The organism is Pseudophaeobacter flagellatus (genome assembly GCF_021228235.1).
Lineage (GTDB): Bacteria > Pseudomonadota > Alphaproteobacteria > Rhodobacterales > Rhodobacteraceae > Pseudophaeobacter > Pseudophaeobacter flagellatus.
In genome coordinates this window covers 265434-283534 of record NZ_JAJQRG010000002.1, presented here as the reverse complement: position 1 = coordinate 283534, position 18101 = coordinate 265434, and the positions used below count along the sequence as shown (strand labels likewise).

Genomic DNA, 18101 nt, shown 5'->3' with positions numbered 1-18101 from the left:
TGCGCCCAATATGTCAGATAGTTGCACAGGGTTTTGTTAGAATCTGCCCGAAGTTGGCGCCGGGTTTGCCCCGGATTTGCAAGGCCTTTCAAAGCACGGTAAATCAAGCCAACACCATCCCATGCGTCAGGCCTTGACGCCCTACAGGAGCATCTCCCATGTCCGCCATCGACCCGGTTCGCCTGACCGCAGATCTGATCCGTTGCCCCTCGGTCACCCCAGAAGAAGGCGGCGCGCTGCGCCTGCTGGAAGACCTGCTCTGCGAGGCTGGTTTTGCCTGCACCCGCGTCGATCGTGGCGGCATTGCCAACCTGTTTGCCCGCTGGGGCGACAAGGGCCATGCCCGCAGCTTTGGCTTTAATGGCCACACCGATGTGGTGCCCCTGGGCGATGAAGCCGCCTGGACCATGCCCCCCTTTGGCGCCGAAATAAAAGACGGGGTGATGTATGGCCGGGGGGCAACCGATATGAAATCGGGCGTTGCAGCCTTTGCCGCCGCTGCCATTGATTTTGTCACCCAGACCCCCCCTGACGGTGCCGTGATCCTAACCATCACCGGCGATGAGGAAGGCGATGCCATTGACGGCACCACTGCGCTGCTAGATCACATGGAGACCGCAGGCGAAAAGATGGATGTCTGCCTGGTGGGCGAACCCACCTGCCCCAATACCATGGGTGAGATGATCAAGATCGGGCGGCGAGGCTCTATGACCACCTGGTTCACCGTGACCGGCAAACAAGGCCATTCCGCCTATCCACATCGCGCCAACAATCCGCTGAATGCCATGGCGCGGCTGATGGATCGTCTGGCCAGCCATCCGCTGGATCAGGGCACCGCGCATTTTGATGCCTCGACCCTGGCGGTGGTGACCATCGACACCGGCAACCCAGCGACCAATGTGATCCCGGCGCAGGCCCGTTCAACCGTCAACATCCGCTTCAACGACAGCCATTCTGGTGCCAGTCTCACCACCTGGCTACAGCAAGAGGCCGACAGCGTCGCGACTGAATTTGGCGTCGATATTGACCTCAAGACGCAGATCTCAGGCGAGAGCTTCATCACCCCGCCCGGAGCGCTGTCAGATCTGATTTCGGCGGCAGTGCAGGCCGAAACCGGCGTCACCCCGGAACTGTCAACAACGGGCGGCACCTCGGATGCACGCTTTGTCAAGAACCATTGTCCGGTGGTTGAATTTGGTCTGGTTGGCAAGACCATGCACCAGGTAGACGAAAACGTGCCAGTGGCGCAGATCGAGCAGTTGAAATCCATCTATACTCGCATTCTGAAAGACTATTTTACATGACAGCTAGGATCGAAATTACCCAGGATTTGGCTGCCTGCTATGCGCTGCGCTACAGGGTCTTCGTGCAAGAACAGGGTGTCCCTGAAAGCGAAGAACTAGACGCGCATGATGCCAGCGCCACCCATCTTTTGGCAACGCAGAACGACGCGCCTATCGGCACGGCCCGCATTGTGTTTGATGGCGACTTGGCCAAGATCGGGCGCGTTTGTGTGCTGCCAAACCTCCGGGGCACCGGGCTTGGCGCCGACCTGATCCGCGCCGCCCTTGCCATTGCCCGCGACACCCCCGGCATTGCAACGGTCAAGCTGGGGGCGCAGATCCAGGCGCTGGGGTTTTATGAAAAGCTGGGCTTTAGCGCCACAGGCCCGGTCTATGACGATGCAGGCATAGATCACCGCGATATGGTGCTGGAGCTGGCGTGAAACCAACCCTGATCATCATGATCAAAGAGCCCCGCGTCGGCCGGGTGAAAACCCGGCTGGGGCGCGACATCGGCCAGATCGCCGCCACCTGGTGGTTTCGCCATCAAAGCGCTCGGCTGATCCGCCGCCTACGCGATCCACGCTGGCAGATCATCCTTGCGGTTACCCCCGATCTGGCCGTTACCGCGCGGGTCTGGCCCGCCGATATTGCCCGCCACCCCCAGAGGCATGGTGATCTGGGCCAGCGCATGGCGCGACTGCTGCGCCACTTTGGCCACCCCGGTATCAACCCCGGCCCAGTCTGCCTGATTGGCGCCGATATTCCCGGTATCAGCCGTGCCCATATCGCTCGCTCCTTTGCCGCGCTTGGTGCCCATGATGTGGTCTTTGGCCCGGCGATGGATGGCGGTTATTGGCTGATCGGTGCCAAGCATCCCCGCCGCCTGCCACCCAACCTGCTTTCCGGGGTGCGCTGGTCCAGCCCGCAGGCCCTTGCCGACAGTATTCGAAGCCTGCCCGGTCAGCGCATTGCCCTGATCGACCAGCTGCGCGATGTGGACACCAGTGCCGACCTGCGCTGCGGATAGCAGGGTTGCACTGCCGGGCGCGCTTTTACCATGACCTGCCGGGCCAGCCATGCTAGGCGAAGGATATGACCCGTATCCCCTCCAAGGCAGAGATCCTCGATTGGATCAGCGCCCACCCGACCCAGACCTCGAAACGCGACATTGCCAAGGCTTTTGGCATCAAGGGCGCCGACCGTATCGACCTAAAGCGCCTGCTGAAAGAGCTGGAGGCCGAAGGCCACCTGCAAAAGCGCAACAAGACCTATCGCGATCCAGAACAATTACCCCCCGTCACCGTGCTGCTGATCAAGGCACCAGATGACAATGGCGATCTTTATGCCCAGCCGCTGGAATGGCACGGCGAAGGTGTCGAACCCATCGTTCTGGTTGTCACCACCCCGGCCGGGCCCGCCCTGGGCCAGGGCGATCGCATTCTGGCACGGCTTACCAAGGTTGAGGGCAGCGATCACCACTATGAGGCCCGGCTGATTCGCCGCATTGGCGTTAATCCCAAGCGCGTGATCGGGATCTTCCGCAAAGGCACCGAAGGCGGCCGCATTGTGCCGATCGAGAAAGCCTCGGCCAACGAATGGGCGGTGATGGCGGATGCCATGTTAGGCGCCCAGGATGGGGAACTGGTAGAGGCAGAACAGGCCGGCCCCAAGGGTCGCATGGGTCTGCCGCGCGCCCGGATCCTCAACCGTCTGGGCGACCCTTCGGCCCCCAAGGCTGTATCGCTGATCGCCATTCACCAGCACGGCATACCCGATGATTTCCCCGACAAGGTCGTGGCCGAAGCAGATGCCGCCAAGCCCATGGGCCTGAAAGGGCGCGAAGATCTGCGTCAGATGCCGCTGGTTACCATCGACCCGGCAGATGCCCGCGACCATGATGACGCCTGCTATGCCGAAGCCGACACCGACCCGAAAAATCCCGGCGGCCATATCATCTGGGTGGCGATTGCCGATGTCGCCGCCTATGTCACCCCCGGCAGCGAACTCGACCGCGAGGCGCGCAAGCGCGGCAACTCTTCCTATTTCCCCGACCGGGTTGTGCCGATGCTGCCAGACCGGCTGTCGGGCGATCTGTGTTCGCTGCATGAGGGCGTCCCACGCCCCTGTCTTGCCGTGCGCATGCAGATCGACGCCGAGGGCAACAAGATCTCTCATCGCTTTGTGCGCGGGCTGATGCAATCTGCCGCCTCGCTGCATTATACCGAGGTGCAGGACGCAATAGACGGGCAAGTGAGCGAGCGGACCGAGCGTTTCCTGGAGCCGGTGATCAAACCGCTCTATGCCGCCTATGAGGCGCTAAAGGCGGCCCGCGGGCGGCGCGAACCGCTGGATCTGGACCTGCCGGAACGCAAAATCATCCTCAGCGACAGTGGCGAGGTGACATCGGTCGCCTTCCGCGACCGGCTGGACGCGCATCGCCTGATCGAAGAATTCATGATCCTTGCCAATGTCTCCGCCGCCGAAACCCTGATCAAGAAGCACTCGCCGCTCTTGTTCCGGGTGCACGAAGAGCCGGCGCCGGAAAAACTGGAATCGCTGCGCGAAACCGCCATGGCGGCGGGCTTTCCGCTCGCCAAGGGGCAGGTGCTGCAGACCCGCCACCTGAACGCGCTGCTGAATGGTGCGGCGGGGACAGATGACGCAGAGCTGATCAATATTTCCACCCTGCGATCCATGCAGCAGGCGTATTATACGCCTGAAAACTTTGGGCATTTTGGCCTCGCACTGCGCAACTACGCGCATTTCACCTCGCCGATCCGGCGCTATGCCGATCTCATCGTTCATCGTTCTTTGATCACAGCACATGGCTGGGGCGACGATGGGTTGTCGTCTGGCGAGATTGAAGGCCTGGCAGAGACGGCCACCCATATTTCAGACACCGAACGCCGATCAATGATTGCCGAACGTGACACCACCGACCGCTATCTCGCGGCCTATCTGTCGGAACGGGTTGGTACTGAATTCACTGGTCGGATCAGCGGCATAGCCCGATTTGGGGCCTTTGTGAAAATGGATGAAACCGGCGCCGATGGCCTGGTGCCCGTGCGCACAATCGGGCGCGAGTTCTTCCACTTTGACGCCGAGGGCAACACCCTGATGGGGGTTGATACCGGCCTGACCCTTTCCATCGGCCAGCGGGTCACCGTACGCCTGACCCAGGCCGCGCCCGTCACCGGCGGACTAGAGCTGGAGCTGCTATCCATCGAAGGAGACGAGCTGCCAAAGGGCAATGTCCGCGGTGCTGGCGGCGGCAGGCGCAGCCCTGCCGGGCGTACCGTTAAACGCAAAAGCAACAGGTCCAAGCACAAGACGGCCAAGCTCAAACGTAAAACCGAACGCAAGCGCAAGAGCTGAAGCAGCGCGCCGACAAAGCCAGCAAAACGCGCAAGGCCCCGCAGAGAGATCTGCGGGGCCTTTGTTTTTACTGGATATTTCAGAAGGTTAGCTAGGGGTAATCCCGCGCAGACGTTCCGAACGGCGGCGCAGCAGTTCCACCGTCGTCAGCAGCAGGATCGAAATCGCCACCAGGATTGTCGCAACCGCCAGGATGGTGGGTGAGATCTGTTCCCGCAGCCCGATAAACATCTGCCAAGGCAGGGTCTTTTGACCAGCCGAGCCAACAAACAGGACCACCACGACTTCATCAAACGAGGTGATGAAGGCAAACAGGCCGCCCGAGATCACGCCAGGCAGGATCAGTGGCATCTGAATGCGGAAGAAGGTGGTCACCGGATCCGCGCCCATATTGGCCGCCGCACGTGTCAGCGAGCGGTCAAATCCCACCAGCGTTGCCGTTACAGTAATGATCACAAAGGGAATCCCCAATGCCGCATGGGCCAGCACCACCCCAAGGTAGGTGCCCTGCAGGCCAATCCGGCTGTAGAAGAAATACATCCCCGCAGCTGAAATAATCAGCGGCACAATCATTGGCGAAATCAGGATCGCCATGATCGCGCGCCGGAACGGCACATGCTGCTGGCTTAGCCCGATTGCCGCCAATGTGCCAAAGCTGACCGAGAGCAGCGTTGCCATGGGGGCAATCTTCAGCGAATTCCACATCGCGCTTTGCCAGGAATCATTGCTGAAGAAATCCCGATAGTGTTTCAGCGAAAACCCTTCTGGATCCAGCCGCAGCATTTCCGGGGTGAAGGTAAAGAAGTCCTGCGCGTTGAAGCTCAGAGGGATGATCACCACGATCGGCGCGATCAGGAAGAAAAAGATCAACCCACAGATCACCCGGAAAGAGTAGTACCAAGCCCGCTGGCCTGTCGTCGCATATGGAGGAAGTGCACTCATTGTCGGTTACCCCAGCTTCACGTTGTCGATGCCGACAATCTTGTCATAGACCCAGTACAGCAGCAGCACCACTGCAAGCAGGATCGAACCAAGCGCAGCGCCCAGACCCCAGTTACCCGATGTCGAGATGTGATAGGCAATCAGGTTAGAAATGAAGGTCCCTTTGGTCCCGCCAACCAGGGCCGGGGTGATGTAGTACCCAACCGCCAGAATGAAGACCAGGATCGACCCGGCACCAATGCCCGGCACCGACTGCGGGAAATACACCCGCCAAAAGGCCGTCCAGTTGGTCGCACCCAGCGATTTTGCCGCCCGCAGATAGGTGGGCTGGATCGTCTGCATCACCGAATACATCGGCAGGATCATAAAGGGCAGCAGGATATGGGTCATCGCAATGATAGTACCCAGCTCATTGTTGATCAGCACAAGCCGGTTGTCATCCGCGACAAGACCAATCCAAACCAGGACATCATTGATAACCCCCTGTTGTTGAAGAAGGATTTTCCAAGATGACGTTCTAACCAGCAAGGAAGTCCAGAAGGGCAGCAAGACCAGGATCATCAAGAGATTGGCTTTGCGTGTTGGCAGGTTTGCCAGCAACCAGGCCACTGGATAACCCAGCATGATGCAGCTGAAGGTAATGATCAGCGACATCCGCATGGTGCGGACCAGCATGGTATTGTAGATGCGCTCTGTCTCGGGGCGGATTTCCACCCCCTCGGCACCCAGCTTCAGATCGACCGCATTGAGGAAATACCCCGCCGTCCGCGTGCCGGAATAGGTCTTGATGGTGCGCCACAATTCAAGATCGGCCCAGCCCTCGTTCAGTTCGATCAGGCGTTCCTTATAGGGACCATCGTTTTCAACATCCCATTTTCGGATCTTACGACCGGATTTACGAAACACCGAGGACATGCCAGGGTTTTCATAGTTCAGTCGCTTGGCCACACGTGTGTGAACCTTAAGTTCGGCCGCCGCCTTCATATCCACGGCCAGGGCCGCAAATACGGCTTCGTCTGGCAGTTCGCTTGAGGCCGGATCCCAGCTTTCCAAGGCGACAACGGTTTTGGGCAGAACCTCTTGAACGATGCGGTTGTCCACAGAGCGGAACAGCATGTCGCCCACAGGCAGGATGAAGGTCACAAGAATAAACAAGAGCAGCGGTGCAATCAGCATCAAAGCCCTGAGCTTCTGCAGCCGCAGTGCCTTCGCGAGGCTACGCTTTAGCGGCGTGCCATCAGCGGCCAGCACAGGGCCATTTTGGGTGGTGTCACTCATGGTGGGGGTCCCCGTCGGGTCTTTTTTGATTGGTGGAGAAAGGGCCCAGACAATGCCGGGCCCTTTCCCGTTCTCACAACGAGGTCAGATTATTGGAGCAACCAAGCCTGGAATTTTGCATCCAGATCGTCACGGTTGTCTGCCCACCATTCGTAGTCATAGGTGTGCACATTGCCAGAGTTGGCAGGATCTGTTGGCATGTGAGGCGCCATTTCGATGCCCAGCACTGCGTGCTTGCCAACCAGCGGTGCCGAAGAGGCGCGCGCAGGACCATAAGAGATATAGGCAGCCTGATCAGCCAGACGCTGGGTGTCGGTGGCGAACTTCAGGAAGTCCATGGCACGGGCTTTGCGATCTGCAGGCAGGCCAGCGGGAACGATCCAGCCGTCAAGATCAAAGGACTGCATATCCCAGAGCATACCAATTGGTTGGTTTTGCTCGGCGATCGCCGAGAACAGACGCCCGTTGTAGGTCGAACCCATCACAACTTCGCCATCGGCCAGCAACTGCGGAGTTTCCGCACCGGCAGACCACCAGACAACGCTGTCTTTGATGCTGTCGAGCTTGTTCAGCGCCTGTGTCACACCTTCGTCGGTGCCCAGAACGTCATAGATTTCGTCCTTGGCAACGCCGTCGCAGTACAGCGCCCATTCCATGTTGTCGATTGGACGCTTTTGCAGCGAACGCTTGCCTGGGAATTTGGCCAGGTCAAAGATGTCGCAAACAGAGGTTGGTGCTTCGGCGCCCACCAGATCGGTGCGGTAGCCAAAGGTGGTCGAGTAAACGATCTGTGGCACAAAGCACTCAGAAACCAGCAGATCACCAAAGTCTTCCGTGGCAGGGGTGCCATCGGGAGCGGCGGCCAGATCTGCGTCGTGGTCCAGCTCTGCGGCGAGACCTTCGTCACAGAGACGCATCGCATCCGAGGCCACAACGTCGACCAGATCCCAGGTCACATTGCCGGCTTCGTTCATGGCGCGCAGTTTGGCAACCGCTTCGGCCGAGCTTTCGTCCCACACGGCGCTAACGCCTTCGTTTGCCGCCAGATAGGGTTCGACATAGGCTTTATTCTGGCTGTCCTGATAGGCTCCACCCCAGGATACCAGCGTCAGTTCGTTTGCCATGTCTTCGGCAAAGGCCGCAGGCGCGATCAGCGCTGTGGTCATTGCCAGTGCAGACAATTTGGTCATCTTCATAAGAGATCTCTCCTTGTTGATTTTCGTAGGTTTCCAGCCCCGATCATTGATGCCAGGGTTTGCGCGTTTGGACGCCTAGGCGTCCAGAGCACGACAATCTTCGGGCAGCCAACCGATTTCGATCTGCTGACCCGGTTTCAGGCGCACTTGGTCGGGGGCATTCCGGGTCTTGATGATAAATTCATCGTTGCCAGCGACCCGCAGGCGGGTCCGGAAAATATCCCCCATATAGATGAACTCAAGCACTTCGGCTTTGAGCGTATGAACACCTTCGGTCAGGCGCTCCTTGTTGTATTCAACCCGCTCGGGGCGAATCGACACGCGGGTGCGTTCGCCCGGCTTGGTGACATTGATCGGCTTGCAGTCGATCAGCTCGCCACCGTCCAGCTGCACCAGCGCGACACCATTGCTGATTTCTTTGACAACGCCTTCCAGGGTGTTGTTTTCCCCGATGAACTGCGCAACGAAACTATTCTGCGGCTCTTCATAGAGCTTGTCTGGCGGCGCCAGCTGCTGAATGCGACCATCTTCAAACACCGCCACCCGGTCCGACATGGTCAGGGCTTCGGTCTGGTCGTGGGTCACATAGACCACAGTGATCCCAAGACGATGCGCCAGATGGGTGATTTCAAACTGCATCTTTTCCCGCAGCTGCTTATCCAAGGCGCCGAGCGGTTCATCCATCAAGACCAGTTCAGGTTCAAACACCAGCGCCCGCGCCAGGGCGATCCGCTGCTGTTGCCCACCCGATAGCTGCGAGGGACGGCGACCACCGAAATCGCCCATTTCCACCATGTCGAGCGCCCGCTTAACCTTGGCCTCACGATCCGACTTGCCGATTTTACGGACTTCCAGTGGGAACGCCAGGTTTTCAGCAATGGTCATATGCGGGAACAGCGCATAGTTCTGAAACACCATGCCAATGCCGCGTTTGTGCGGCGGGATGTTGTTGATTGAGGTGCCGCCAAGACGGATATCGCCATGGGTTGCCGTCTCAAAACCAGCCAACATCATAAGGCAAGTTGTTTTGCCTGAACCCGAGGGGCCCAGCATGGTGAGAAACTCACCCCTTGGCATAAAGAGGTTCAAGTCTTTTACGACAAGGTTCTCACCGTCATAGCTCTTTTGTACGCGTTCGAACTCTACGAACGCGTCATTATTAGACGCATCAGCCAAAGCAGGCTCCCCGTTTTTATTAGTCGGCAGATTGGTTCTGCGCTTGTGTCGCGATGTAAGCATAACCTTGGCAGGGTATGCAACCGTATCGTTTATTTACAAAACTATCGTTAGCTTAGGCTCATACTTCCTTGGAATTGAACCCATTGCGGCATCTAGTGTAAAATTTGCGACATAGTTTACGCATCAGGCCTATCCCACAGGCCTTTCCGTGCGAAATACGGCCCCAGCCCACAACCACAAAAAGGCCCTGCACAAATACTATGCAGGGCCAAAAATTCCACGCAGGTTTAATAAGCAGGATAGGCCTGGTCAGTGGAAAATCACCCAAAGACCAAGAAACCGGACCTGCGTTTCGCCTATACCTTATGCGCTGTGCAGCAGATCTTTTTCCTGCAGGATCGCATAACATTCATCCAAAGAGCGCCGTGCCCGCTCTATCAGCACATCAATTTCATCTGTCGTGATGACCAGAGGCGGAGAAATGATCATCCGATCCCCGACGTGGCGCATGATGAGATTATTGGCAAAGCAGCGCTCGCGACAGATATAACCAACGGTTACCCCCTCTGAAGCAAAGGCGGCGCGGGTTTCCTTATTGGGGGTCAGCGCGATGGACCCCATCATGCCAACAATCCGGGCTTCTCCGACCAGAGGATGATCCGCCAGCGCTTCCCACTTCTCTTTCAGGTAGGGGCCCGCTGTGTTCTGGACATGGCCAACAACGTCTTCCTCTTCCAGAATGCGCAGGTTTTCCAGCGCCACCGCTGCGGCCACGGGATGGCCCGAATAGGTATAGCCGTGGTTGAATTCGCCGCTGCCAATCACGGCGGCAACCTCGTCCGACACGATAGAGCCGCCAATCGGCGCATAGCCAGAGGACAGCCCTTTGGCGATGGTCATAATGTCAGGGCGCATGCCCACGGTCTGCGAGCCAAACCAATTGCCGGTCCGACCAAAGCCGCAGATGACCTCGTCCGCGATCAGCAGGATTTCGTATTTGTCGCAGATCCGCTGGATTTCAGGCCAGTAGGTGGCTGGCGGCACGATGACGCCCCCGGCACCCTGCACCGGCTCTGCGATAAAGGCAGCTACACGGTCTTCGCCCAGCTCCAGAATCGCCGCTTCCAGTTCTTGTGCACGAGCCAGACCAAAATCATCCTCGGGCGTGTCGCCACCTTCAGCCCACCAATGTGGCTGATTGATATGGTGAATATCCGGGATCGGCAGGCCGCCCTGCTCGTGCATCGCAGTCATCCCACCCAAAGAACCGCTGCCAACAGAGGAGCCATGATAGGCGTTCTTGCGGCTGATAATGATGGATTTTTCCGGCTTGCCCTTCAGCGCCCAATAATGCCGTACCATGCGGATGTTGGTATCATTCGCCTCTGATCCGGACCCAGCAAAGAACACATGGTTCAGATCACCCGGTGCCAGTTCTGCGATCTTCGCGGCCAGCGCGATGGCGGGCACATGGCTGGTTTGAAAGAAGGTATTGTAATAGGGCAGCTCGCGCATCTGACGTGCGGCAACATCGGCCAGCTCATCGCGACCATAGCCGATATTCACACACCACAGCCCCGCCATGGCATCAAGGATCTCGTTGCCGTCACTGTCGGTCAGGGTGACGCCGGTGGCACGGGTGATAATACGGCTACCCTTTTCGGCCAGCTCGCCATTGGCCGTAAAGGGGTGCATGTGGTGCGCTGCATCCAGCGCCTGCAATTCAGCCGTGGGCATATGGTTGGTGATCACGTTCATCAGACTCGCTCCATCTGTAAGAGATTGAGCTCAGAATATGATCAAATTTCACTTTGTCAATCGAATCACTTTGCCTCTGCCAGCCCCTGACTCACCTGATCCATGCCCTGTGTCACGTCTTTTTCCATCGCCTGCGCCACTTTTTCTGGCGTGCCCTGACGCATGGCAACAATGATGTCCTTGTGACGGTCGGGAAAGCTCTGGGTGCCAAAGCGGCCGCAGACCACCCGCAGCGAGGGGCCGAAGCGCAGCCAGAGACGATCGGCAAGATCCGCCATGATCGGCGCATCAGCATGAGAATAAAGCGCGGCATGGAAGCTGTAGTTCTGCACCAGATAGCCAGCGATATCACCTGTGGAAATGGCCTGATCCAGCGCCACATCAATGGCCTCCAGGTGATCAATCTGATCCGGCTTGATACGCAGCGCAGCGCGGCGAGCAAGCTCACATTCTATTGTTTTTCTTACAAAACCCAGCTCGTCAATGTCTTGCGTTCGCAACACGGGAACCGACACGCGCCGATTGCCCTGGAACACCAGCGCGCCATCTGAGGTCAGGCGGCGGATCGCTTCTCGAACGGGTGTCATGCCCGCCCCGAGCGACTCTGTCAGCCCCTGAATTGTGACCGCCTGCCCCGGTGCCAATTCGCCAAAAAGGATCTGCGCCCGCAGCTTTTGATAGACGATTTCATGGGCAGGCAGCTTGGCCCCCTCAACGGGGTTTGCCTGGGATGCTTCAACGGCTGAATTGGTCACCGACACGTGGGGTTTTCCTTCTAATTTTTGGGCAGTTTGCACCAAGATTTGCCTGGTGGAAACATAAACAGTATTGCCGAACGAAGCAAAACTTGATCAAATCTAGGTCAACCGGGCTCACACCGGTACCCACAGGGAGAAAATCATGACACTTAAAATGATGACAACCACCGCAGCTTTTGCCTTGCTCGGATCTGTCGCCATGGCTGAACAGGTGCGCGTCTACAACTGGTCCGACTATATTGATGAAGCGCTGCTGGAAAAATTCGAAACCGAAACCGGCATCGAGCTGATCTATGACGTCTTCGACAGCAATGAATTGCTAGAGACCAAAATGCTGGCTGGTGGATCCGGCTACGACGTGGTTGTGCCCAGCGGCACATTCCTGCAGCGCCAGATCACAGCAGGCGCATTCCAGAAGCTGGACATGTCCAAACTGCCCAACCACAAAAATATGTGGAACGTGGTCGAAGAGCGTACCGAACAATACGACCCGGACAATGCCTATTCCATCAACTACATGTGGGGCACCACCGGCATCGGAGTGAATGTTGGCAAGGTCCAGGAGCTCTTGGGCGAGGACGCTCCCATCAACTCGCTTGAACTGGTTTTCAACCCAGACAACATGGCAAAACTGGGCGACTGCGGCGTACATTTCCTGGACGCGCCTGCCGAAATGATCCCCGCCGCACTGAAATACATTGGCGAAGACCCCAACAGCCATGACCCGGACGTGATCGCCAAGGCCGAATCCGTCTTTATGGCAATTCGCCCCTATATCCAGAAATTCCACTCTTCCGAGTATATCAACGCCTTGGCCAACGGCGACATCTGCGTGGCAGTTGGCTGGTCTGGCGACATCCTGCAGGCCCGTGACCGCGCCGCCGAGGCCGAGAACGGCGTCACCATCGCTTATCACGCCGCAGTCGAGGGCGCGCAAATGTGGTTTGACCAGATGGCCATCCCGGTTGATGCGCCCAACCCGGATGCGGCACATGTATTCCTGAACTTCATCATGGACCCACAGAACATGGCGGCTGCGTCGAACTATGTCTATTACGCCAACGGCAATAAGGGATCACAAGAATTCCTGGTCGAAGACGTGATTGGCGATCCGGCGATCTACCCAGATGACGCAACACTGGCGAACCTGTTCACAACCACGCCATATGCCCCCAAGGTGCAGCGTATTGTGACCCGTCTTTGGACCAAAATCAAATCGGGCACCTGATCTTCGGGTGACTGATCCTGCAGGGTGCCCAGGGCGCCCTGCCCATGCAAAATAGCATCACATTTCTGACAGCCAGGCGCGCCACTCGGCCCTGCGCATTCAGAATCTGCGGGGGAAACAGCTTGACCAGTCCTGTATTCGAACCCTGGAACGATCCCGAGGCCAAGCCTCTGATCGAGTTCCAGAATGTCACCAAACGCTTTGGTTCATTCACGGCAATCGACGATCTGACCATCGGCATCTATGAAAAAGAGTTCTTTGCGCTGCTAGGCCCCTCGGGCTGTGGCAAGACCACCATGATGCGGATGCTAGCCGGATTTGACACCCCAACCGAGGGAGCGATCTTTCTCGCAGGGCAAAACATGGCGCCGGTGCCGCCAAACAAGCGCGCCACCAATATGATGTTTCAATCCTATGCCCTGTTCCCGCATCTTTCGATCTGGGACAACATCGCCTTTGGCCTGAAGCGCGAAGGCATGCCAAAGCCTGATATCGAGGCCCGCGTTGACGAAATGCTGCGCCTCACCCGGCTGGAAAAATTTGCCCGCCGCAAGCCGCACCAGATTTCCGGCGGTCAGCGCCAGCGGGTGGCCCTGGCACGATCATTGGCCAAACACCCCAAATTGCTGCTGCTGGACGAACCGCTTGGCGCGCTAGACAAAAAGCTGCGCCAGGATACTCAGTTTGAACTGATGGATATTCAGGAAAAGACCGGCACCACCTTTGTCATCGTTACCCACGACCAGGAAGAAGCGATGACCGTTGCCAGCCGCGTTGCGGTGATGGACAATGGCAAGATCATCCAGGTTTCGACCCCGGATCGCATCTACGAAAACCCCAATTCAGTCTATGTCGCCGACTTTATCGGCGAGGTGAATATCATCGACGGCACCGTAACCCCCAATGGGCCAGACAGCTACTCCGTCGCCTGGAAAGATGGCCAGCCGCCGCTGAATGTGATTTCCCCCACCGTCTTTTCTGACGGGCAGAGCTGCCATCTGGCCATCCGCCCTGAAAAAGTGACCATCAACGCCGAAAAACCCGCCGACGTCGACAATGTGGTGCAGGGCAAGATCCTCGACATTGCCTATCTGGGCAATATCTCGACCTATCATGTGGAACTGCCCTCGGGCGTTGTAATCAAGGCGCAAAGCGCCAATACCCGCCGGATCTCGCGCCGAGCCTTTACTTGGGAAGACACTGTCTGGCTGTCCTGGACCGCCACGGCTGGCGTCTTGTTGGCGAACTGATGCGCCGCTTTGCCCTGATCGCCGCCCCCTATCTTTGGCTGTTGGCCCTCTTCTTGGTGCCCTTTGCCATCGTGTTGAAAATCTCGCTGTCGGACTATGCGGTCTCTATCCCGCCCTACACGCCGCAGTTTGACTGGGCCACTGGCATTGGCGCCTTTCTAGAAAAGCTGGATTTTGAAAACTTCATCTGGCTTAGCGAGGATGATCTCTACTGGAAGGCCTATCTCAGCTCACTGAAAATCGCCCTCATCTCAACCTTCATGACCCTGCTGGTGGGCTATCCGATTGCCTATGCCATGGCCCGCGCCCCAGAGGAATGGCGCGCCACCCTGATGATGCTGGTGATTCTGCCCTTCTGGACCAGCTTTCTGATCCGAGTCTATGCTTGGATGGGAATCCTGTCGAACGAAGGATTCCTCAACCAGTTTTTACTGTGGATCGGGGTGATTTCAGAGCCGCTGACCATCCTCAACACCAATACCGCCGTCTATATCGGCATCGTCTACACCTATCTGCCCTTTATGATTCTGCCGATCTATGCCGCGTTGGAGCGGTTGGACGATTCCCTGATCGAAGCCGCCGAAGATCTGGGCTGCTCGCGTCTCACTGCATTCTGGCTGGTGACCATTCCGCTGTCGAAAAACGGCATCATTGCCGGCTGCTTCCTGGTTTTCATCCCTGTCATTGGTGAATTTGTCATTCCCTCGCTCTTGGGCGGGTCTGACACGCTGATGATTGGCAAGGTCCTGTGGGAAGAGTTCTTTTCCAACCGGGATTGGCCGGTGGCCTCGGCGGTGGCTGTGGTGCTCTTGCTGCTCTTGATCATTCCCATCGTGCTGTTCCAGCGCAATCAACAAAAGCAGCAGGAGGCCGACACATGACACGCATGAGCTGGTTCAATACCGTATCCCTTACGCTTGGCTTTGCCTTTCTCTATGTGCCAATGCTGATTCTTGTGATCTTCAGCTTTAATGACGGCAAGCTGGTCACCGTCTGGGCCGGGTTTTCCACAAAATGGTATGGAGAGCTGATGCAGAACGAGGCCTTTCTCAACGCGGCCTGGGTCACCATCAAGGTCGCGGTCGTGTCCTCCACCATTGCCACGGTTCTGGGCACCATGGCCGCCTATGTGCTGGTGCGCGGCGGGCGGTTCATGGGGCGGACGCTGTTTTCCGGCATGATCTACGCGCCCCTGGTGATGCCCGAAGTCATCACTGGCCTGTCGCTCTTGTTGCTGTTCATCGGCATCGGCCTTGATCGGGGGGTGCTGACAATCATCTTGGCCCATACCACCTTTTCCATGTGCTATGTCTCGGTGGTAGTCTCCTCACGGCTGATGACCTTTGACCGGTCGTTGGAAGAGGCGGCGCTGGATTTGGGCTGTTCTGCGGCGCAGGCCTTTCGCCTGGTCACCCTGCCAATCATTGCCCCGGCAGTGATTTCCGGCTGGCTCTTGGCCTTCACCCTGTCGCTGGACGATCTGGTGATTGCCTCGTTTACCTCGGGACCGGCGGCCACCACCCTGCCAATCAAGATCTATTCCGCAGTGCGGCTGGGGGTTTCGCCTGAAATCAACGCCCTGTCGACCATCATGATTGCGATTGTCACCATCGGCGTTATCACCGCATCTCTAGTCAACAAACGGCAACTGGTGCGCCAGCAACGTGATGAACAAGCAGCGGTGCGCAGCTGATGCGACGCATCTATTCCGACTATGCCTATGGTCCCGGCCCCCGCGACAATTGCTGGTGGGACGAAACCTGTGCCGCGCCTCTCTGGCCAGAGCAGAGCGGCGACGCACAGGTTGATGTCACCGTCATAGGCGGTGGTTTCACCGGCCTCTCTGCGGCGCTGCATCTGGCCGAGGCCGGCGCCAGCGTCGCCGTGCTTGAGGCCGAGACCCCCGGTTGGGGGGCCTCGGGGCGCAATGGCGGCTTTTGCTGCGTGGGCGGGGCAAAACTATCCAGCGCCAGCATGCGCCGCCGATACGGCACGGCACAAACCGCGCTCTATGAAGCGGCAGAAGAAGAGGCCGTCGCCCTGGTGGCTGGACTGTTGGATAAACACGGCATCAAAGCCGATACCCATTCCAAGGGCGAAACCCAGATGGCCCATAGCCCGCGCGCCTGGGCCAAGCTGCAAAAGCAGGCCGACGACATCACCCGTGGCGGTGGCAAGGTAGAGCTTTTCAGCAAGGCGCAACTGGCAAAGCAGGGGCTGAACGGCACCTTTCATGGTGCACTGACCACGCCGGTTGGTTTTGGCCTCAACCCGCGCAAATATTTGTTTGGCATGGCCCGTGCCGCAACCAAGGCCGGGGGACAGCTGTTTCAGCACAGCCCGGCGCTGAAGATTTCGGCCAGTGGCAGTAAGCACATCGTCACCACGAAACGGGGCAGCTTGCGCAGCGATCAGGTCATCATTGCCACCAATGGCTATTCTTCCGATGATCTGCCCGACTGGCTGTCAGCCCGGTATATGCCAGCCCAGTCCACCGCCATGGTGACCCGGCCCATGACGGACCAGGATCTGCAGGCGCAGGGCTGGTTCAGCGACCAGATGGCCTATGACACCCGCAACATGCTGCATTATTTCCGTCTAATGCCAGATCGGCGGTTCCTGTTTGGCATGCGCGGCGGCCTGCTGTCATCGCCGCGTGTCGAACGCGGCATCCGGCAGAAACTGCGCCGCGATTTTGAACGGCTGTTCCCAGCCTGGCACAGCGTTGAAACCACCCATAACTGGTCGGGTATGGTCTGCCTGTCACGCAATCTCGTGCCCTTTGTCGGGCCAGTGCCGCAGCAGCCGGGATTATTTGCCGGGCTATGCTATCACGGAAACGGGGTCGCCATGGGCAACTATGCCGGTCGAATTCTGGCAGATCTCGCGCAGGGCAAGCGCCCCGATCTACCCTATCCGGCACTGATGCAGAAAATGGGCCGCTTTCCCTTTGGGCGGGCGCGCCGGGTGGTGATGCCGCCTGCCTATGCTCTCTTGGGGATGCTGGACTGATCCAGCGCCGTCAGCTCCAGCTGCAGCGCGTGCCTGTCGCACGGCTCTCCGCTGTGGCTACGCCAGAGGCAGTAGGCCGCCATACGCCAGTGGAACCAAGGCTTTAACGATAGATATCGCCCCACAATTGCCGGATCGGGATAGGCGCTCAGAAAGCTGTCTTCTTCAGCCTCGGACAGCGCTGCACCGCGATAGATAAACTGCATGGCCGGCGACAGAAACAGCGCCAGATCTTCGCTGGGGTCGCCCTGTTGCGGGCATTGCCAGTCAATCAGCGTTAGGGTGCCATCATGCGTCAGCAGGTTGCCTGGCACCGGATCGCCATGGATCACCCCCAGCTGCCGCAGCGGCGGCACCTGACCAAAGGGGCGCTGTCCGATCAACTGCGCCGCCACCGTCACATCGCCGCACTGCGCCAGAATCGCGAGGGTCTGGGCCTCTAGCTCGGCGCTGCCATTGCGCCCTTGCGGCAAGGCGCAAAAGCCGGGTTGATCGTGCAACCGCCCCAGAAGCTGCGCCACATGCGCCGCATCCCGCTGCCAGGGCACACCGGTAATATGGTCGTAAATCAGCCAGTCCTGGCCTTCAAAACTGCCCCTGCGCTGCAGGCGGGGCACCATGCCGGTGCCTGCCAGCGCCGTCAGCGCCGCCACTTCGCGTTTTGCATCATTGGCAAAAAGTGGATTCGCCTGTTGCGGCAGGTAGAGTTTCACAACCTGATCTCCACAGCGCCACACCCGGTTGGACCGCCCCCCCTGAAACGGCAAGGGCGCAGAGAGATGAACCCCCTGCCCCTTGAGCGATTGAAAGAATCGCCGGTCAAATTCTGTGGTCAGGCC

General features: G+C 58.4%; 15 protein-coding genes and 1 pseudogene. 9 read left to right on the top strand and 7 right to left on the bottom strand.

Annotation, left to right across the window (positions count from 1 at the left end; all coding sequences use genetic code 11):
• Positions 1 to 158 precede the first annotated feature (158 nt).
• The 4 genes from dapE (at position 159) to rnr (ending at position 4661) form a co-directional block, all read left to right on the top strand.
• Positions 159 to 1304, top strand: a complete 1146-nt coding sequence (gene dapE / locus LRK71_RS04880; RefSeq protein WP_232401500.1) for a succinyl-diaminopimelate desuccinylase — start codon at positions 159 to 161, stop codon at positions 1302 to 1304.
• Positions 1301 to 1726, top strand: a complete 426-nt coding sequence (locus LRK71_RS04875; RefSeq protein ID WP_232401498.1) for a GNAT family N-acetyltransferase — start codon at positions 1301 to 1303, stop codon at positions 1724 to 1726. The genes dapE and LRK71_RS04875 overlap by 4 nt, the downstream gene beginning before the upstream one ends.
• On the top strand, positions 1723 to 2313 hold the full coding sequence (locus tag LRK71_RS04870; RefSeq protein WP_232401497.1) for a TIGR04282 family arsenosugar biosynthesis glycosyltransferase: 591 nt from the start codon (positions 1723 to 1725) through the stop codon (positions 2311 to 2313). Before LRK71_RS04875 ends, LRK71_RS04870 begins: the two co-directional genes overlap by 4 nt.
• 65 nt (positions 2314 to 2378) lie before the next feature.
• Positions 2379 to 4661 (top strand): ribonuclease R, encoded by a 2283-nt coding sequence (rnr, locus tag LRK71_RS04865; RefSeq protein WP_232401496.1) that lies wholly within the window; start codon positions 2379 to 2381, stop codon positions 4659 to 4661.
• 87 nt (positions 4662 to 4748) lie between these two features.
• On the opposite strand, the pseudogene LRK71_RS04860 reads toward rnr, so the two are convergent.
• The 6 genes and pseudogenes from LRK71_RS04860 to LRK71_RS04835 form a co-directional block, all read right to left on the bottom strand.
• Positions 4749 to 5594: pseudogene (locus LRK71_RS04860) on the bottom strand (ABC transporter permease); the annotation flags it as partial.
• A 15-nt stretch (positions 5595 to 5609) separates the two neighbouring features.
• The gene (locus tag LRK71_RS04855; protein WP_232401494.1) at positions 5610 to 6881 is read right to left on the bottom strand and encodes an ABC transporter permease; all 1272 of its coding nucleotides are present in this window, start codon (positions 6879 to 6881) and stop codon (positions 5610 to 5612) included.
• An 89-nt stretch (positions 6882 to 6970) separates the two neighbouring features.
• The gene (locus LRK71_RS04850; RefSeq protein ID WP_232401493.1) at positions 6971 to 8077 is read right to left on the bottom strand and encodes an extracellular solute-binding protein; all 1107 of its coding nucleotides are present in this window, start codon (positions 8075 to 8077) and stop codon (positions 6971 to 6973) included.
• A 75-nt stretch (positions 8078 to 8152) separates the two neighbouring features.
• A complete protein-coding gene (locus tag LRK71_RS04845; RefSeq protein ID WP_232401492.1) occupies positions 8153 to 9253 on the bottom strand; it encodes an ABC transporter ATP-binding protein in 1101 nt (366 codons plus the stop codon).
• A 366-nt stretch (positions 9254 to 9619) separates the two neighbouring features.
• The gene (locus tag LRK71_RS04840; RefSeq protein WP_232401491.1) at positions 9620 to 11014 is read right to left on the bottom strand and encodes an aspartate aminotransferase family protein; all 1395 of its coding nucleotides are present in this window, start codon (positions 11012 to 11014) and stop codon (positions 9620 to 9622) included.
• Positions 11015 to 11079: 65 nt separating this feature from the next.
• Entirely contained in the window at positions 11080 to 11775 is a 696-nt protein-coding gene (locus LRK71_RS04835) for a GntR family transcriptional regulator (protein ID WP_408635974.1), read from the bottom strand.
• A gap of 139 nt (positions 11776 to 11914) precedes the next feature.
• Here LRK71_RS04835 and LRK71_RS04830 point away from each other — a divergent pair, with 139 nt between their 5' ends.
• The 5 genes from LRK71_RS04830 to LRK71_RS04810 all read left to right on the top strand — a co-directional run bounded on the left by LRK71_RS04830 (position 11915) and on the right by LRK71_RS04810 (position 17262).
• Positions 11915 to 13000: a polyamine ABC transporter substrate-binding protein gene (locus LRK71_RS04830; protein ID WP_232401490.1), complete on the top strand. Its 1086-nt coding sequence runs from the start codon at positions 11915 to 11917 to the stop codon at positions 12998 to 13000.
• A gap of 122 nt (positions 13001 to 13122) precedes the next feature.
• Positions 13123 to 14250 (top strand): ABC transporter ATP-binding protein, encoded by a 1128-nt coding sequence (locus LRK71_RS04825; RefSeq protein WP_232401489.1) that lies wholly within the window; start codon positions 13123 to 13125, stop codon positions 14248 to 14250.
• Positions 14250 to 15131, top strand: a complete 882-nt coding sequence (locus LRK71_RS04820) for an ABC transporter permease subunit (RefSeq protein ID WP_232401488.1) — start codon at positions 14250 to 14252, stop codon at positions 15129 to 15131. Before LRK71_RS04825 ends, LRK71_RS04820 begins: the two co-directional genes overlap by 1 nt.
• Positions 15128 to 15943 carry an ABC transporter permease gene (locus LRK71_RS04815; protein WP_232401487.1) on the top strand — a complete coding sequence of 272 codons (816 nt, stop codon included), beginning with the start codon at positions 15128 to 15130 and terminating at the stop codon, positions 15941 to 15943. The genes LRK71_RS04820 and LRK71_RS04815 overlap by 4 nt, the downstream gene beginning before the upstream one ends.
• Positions 15943 to 17262 (top strand): NAD(P)/FAD-dependent oxidoreductase, encoded by a 1320-nt coding sequence (locus tag LRK71_RS04810; protein ID WP_232401486.1) that lies wholly within the window; start codon positions 15943 to 15945, stop codon positions 17260 to 17262. The genes LRK71_RS04815 and LRK71_RS04810 overlap by 1 nt, the downstream gene beginning before the upstream one ends.
• Here the strand turns inward: LRK71_RS04810 and LRK71_RS04805 are convergent.
• Positions 17235 to 18098, bottom strand: coding sequence for a phosphotransferase family protein (locus tag LRK71_RS04805; RefSeq protein ID WP_408635982.1), 864 nt, complete (start codon positions 18096 to 18098; stop codon positions 17235 to 17237). The genes LRK71_RS04810 and LRK71_RS04805 overlap by 28 nt on opposite strands.
• Positions 18099 to 18101 lie beyond the last annotated feature (3 nt).

What these genes read in the sequence shown, in the direction of transcription:
- dapE (WP_232401500.1), top strand. Translation starts at nt 159, where the DNA reads ATGTCCGCCATCGACCCGGTTCGCCTGACCGCAGATCTGATCCGTTGC.
- LRK71_RS04830 (WP_232401490.1), top strand. Translation starts at nt 11,915, where the DNA reads ATGACACTTAAAATGATGACAACCACCGCAGCTTTTGCCTTGCTCGGA.
- LRK71_RS04840 (WP_232401491.1), bottom strand. Translation starts at nt 11,014, where the DNA reads ATGAACGTGATCACCAACCATATGCCCACGGCTGAATTGCAGGCGCTG.
- rnr (WP_232401496.1), top strand. Translation starts at nt 2,379, where the DNA reads ATGACCCGTATCCCCTCCAAGGCAGAGATCCTCGATTGGATCAGCGCC.
- LRK71_RS04810 (WP_232401486.1), top strand. Translation starts at nt 15,943, where the DNA reads ATGCGACGCATCTATTCCGACTATGCCTATGGTCCCGGCCCCCGCGAC.
- LRK71_RS04850 (WP_232401493.1), bottom strand. Translation starts at nt 8,077, where the DNA reads ATGAAGATGACCAAATTGTCTGCACTGGCAATGACCACAGCGCTGATC.
- LRK71_RS04815 (WP_232401487.1), top strand. Translation starts at nt 15,128, where the DNA reads ATGACACGCATGAGCTGGTTCAATACCGTATCCCTTACGCTTGGCTTT.
- LRK71_RS04820 (WP_232401488.1), top strand. Translation starts at nt 14,250, where the DNA reads ATGCGCCGCTTTGCCCTGATCGCCGCCCCCTATCTTTGGCTGTTGGCC.
- LRK71_RS04875 (WP_232401498.1), top strand. Translation starts at nt 1,301, where the DNA reads ATGACAGCTAGGATCGAAATTACCCAGGATTTGGCTGCCTGCTATGCG.
- LRK71_RS04855 (WP_232401494.1), bottom strand. Translation starts at nt 6,881, where the DNA reads ATGAGTGACACCACCCAAAATGGCCCTGTGCTGGCCGCTGATGGCACG.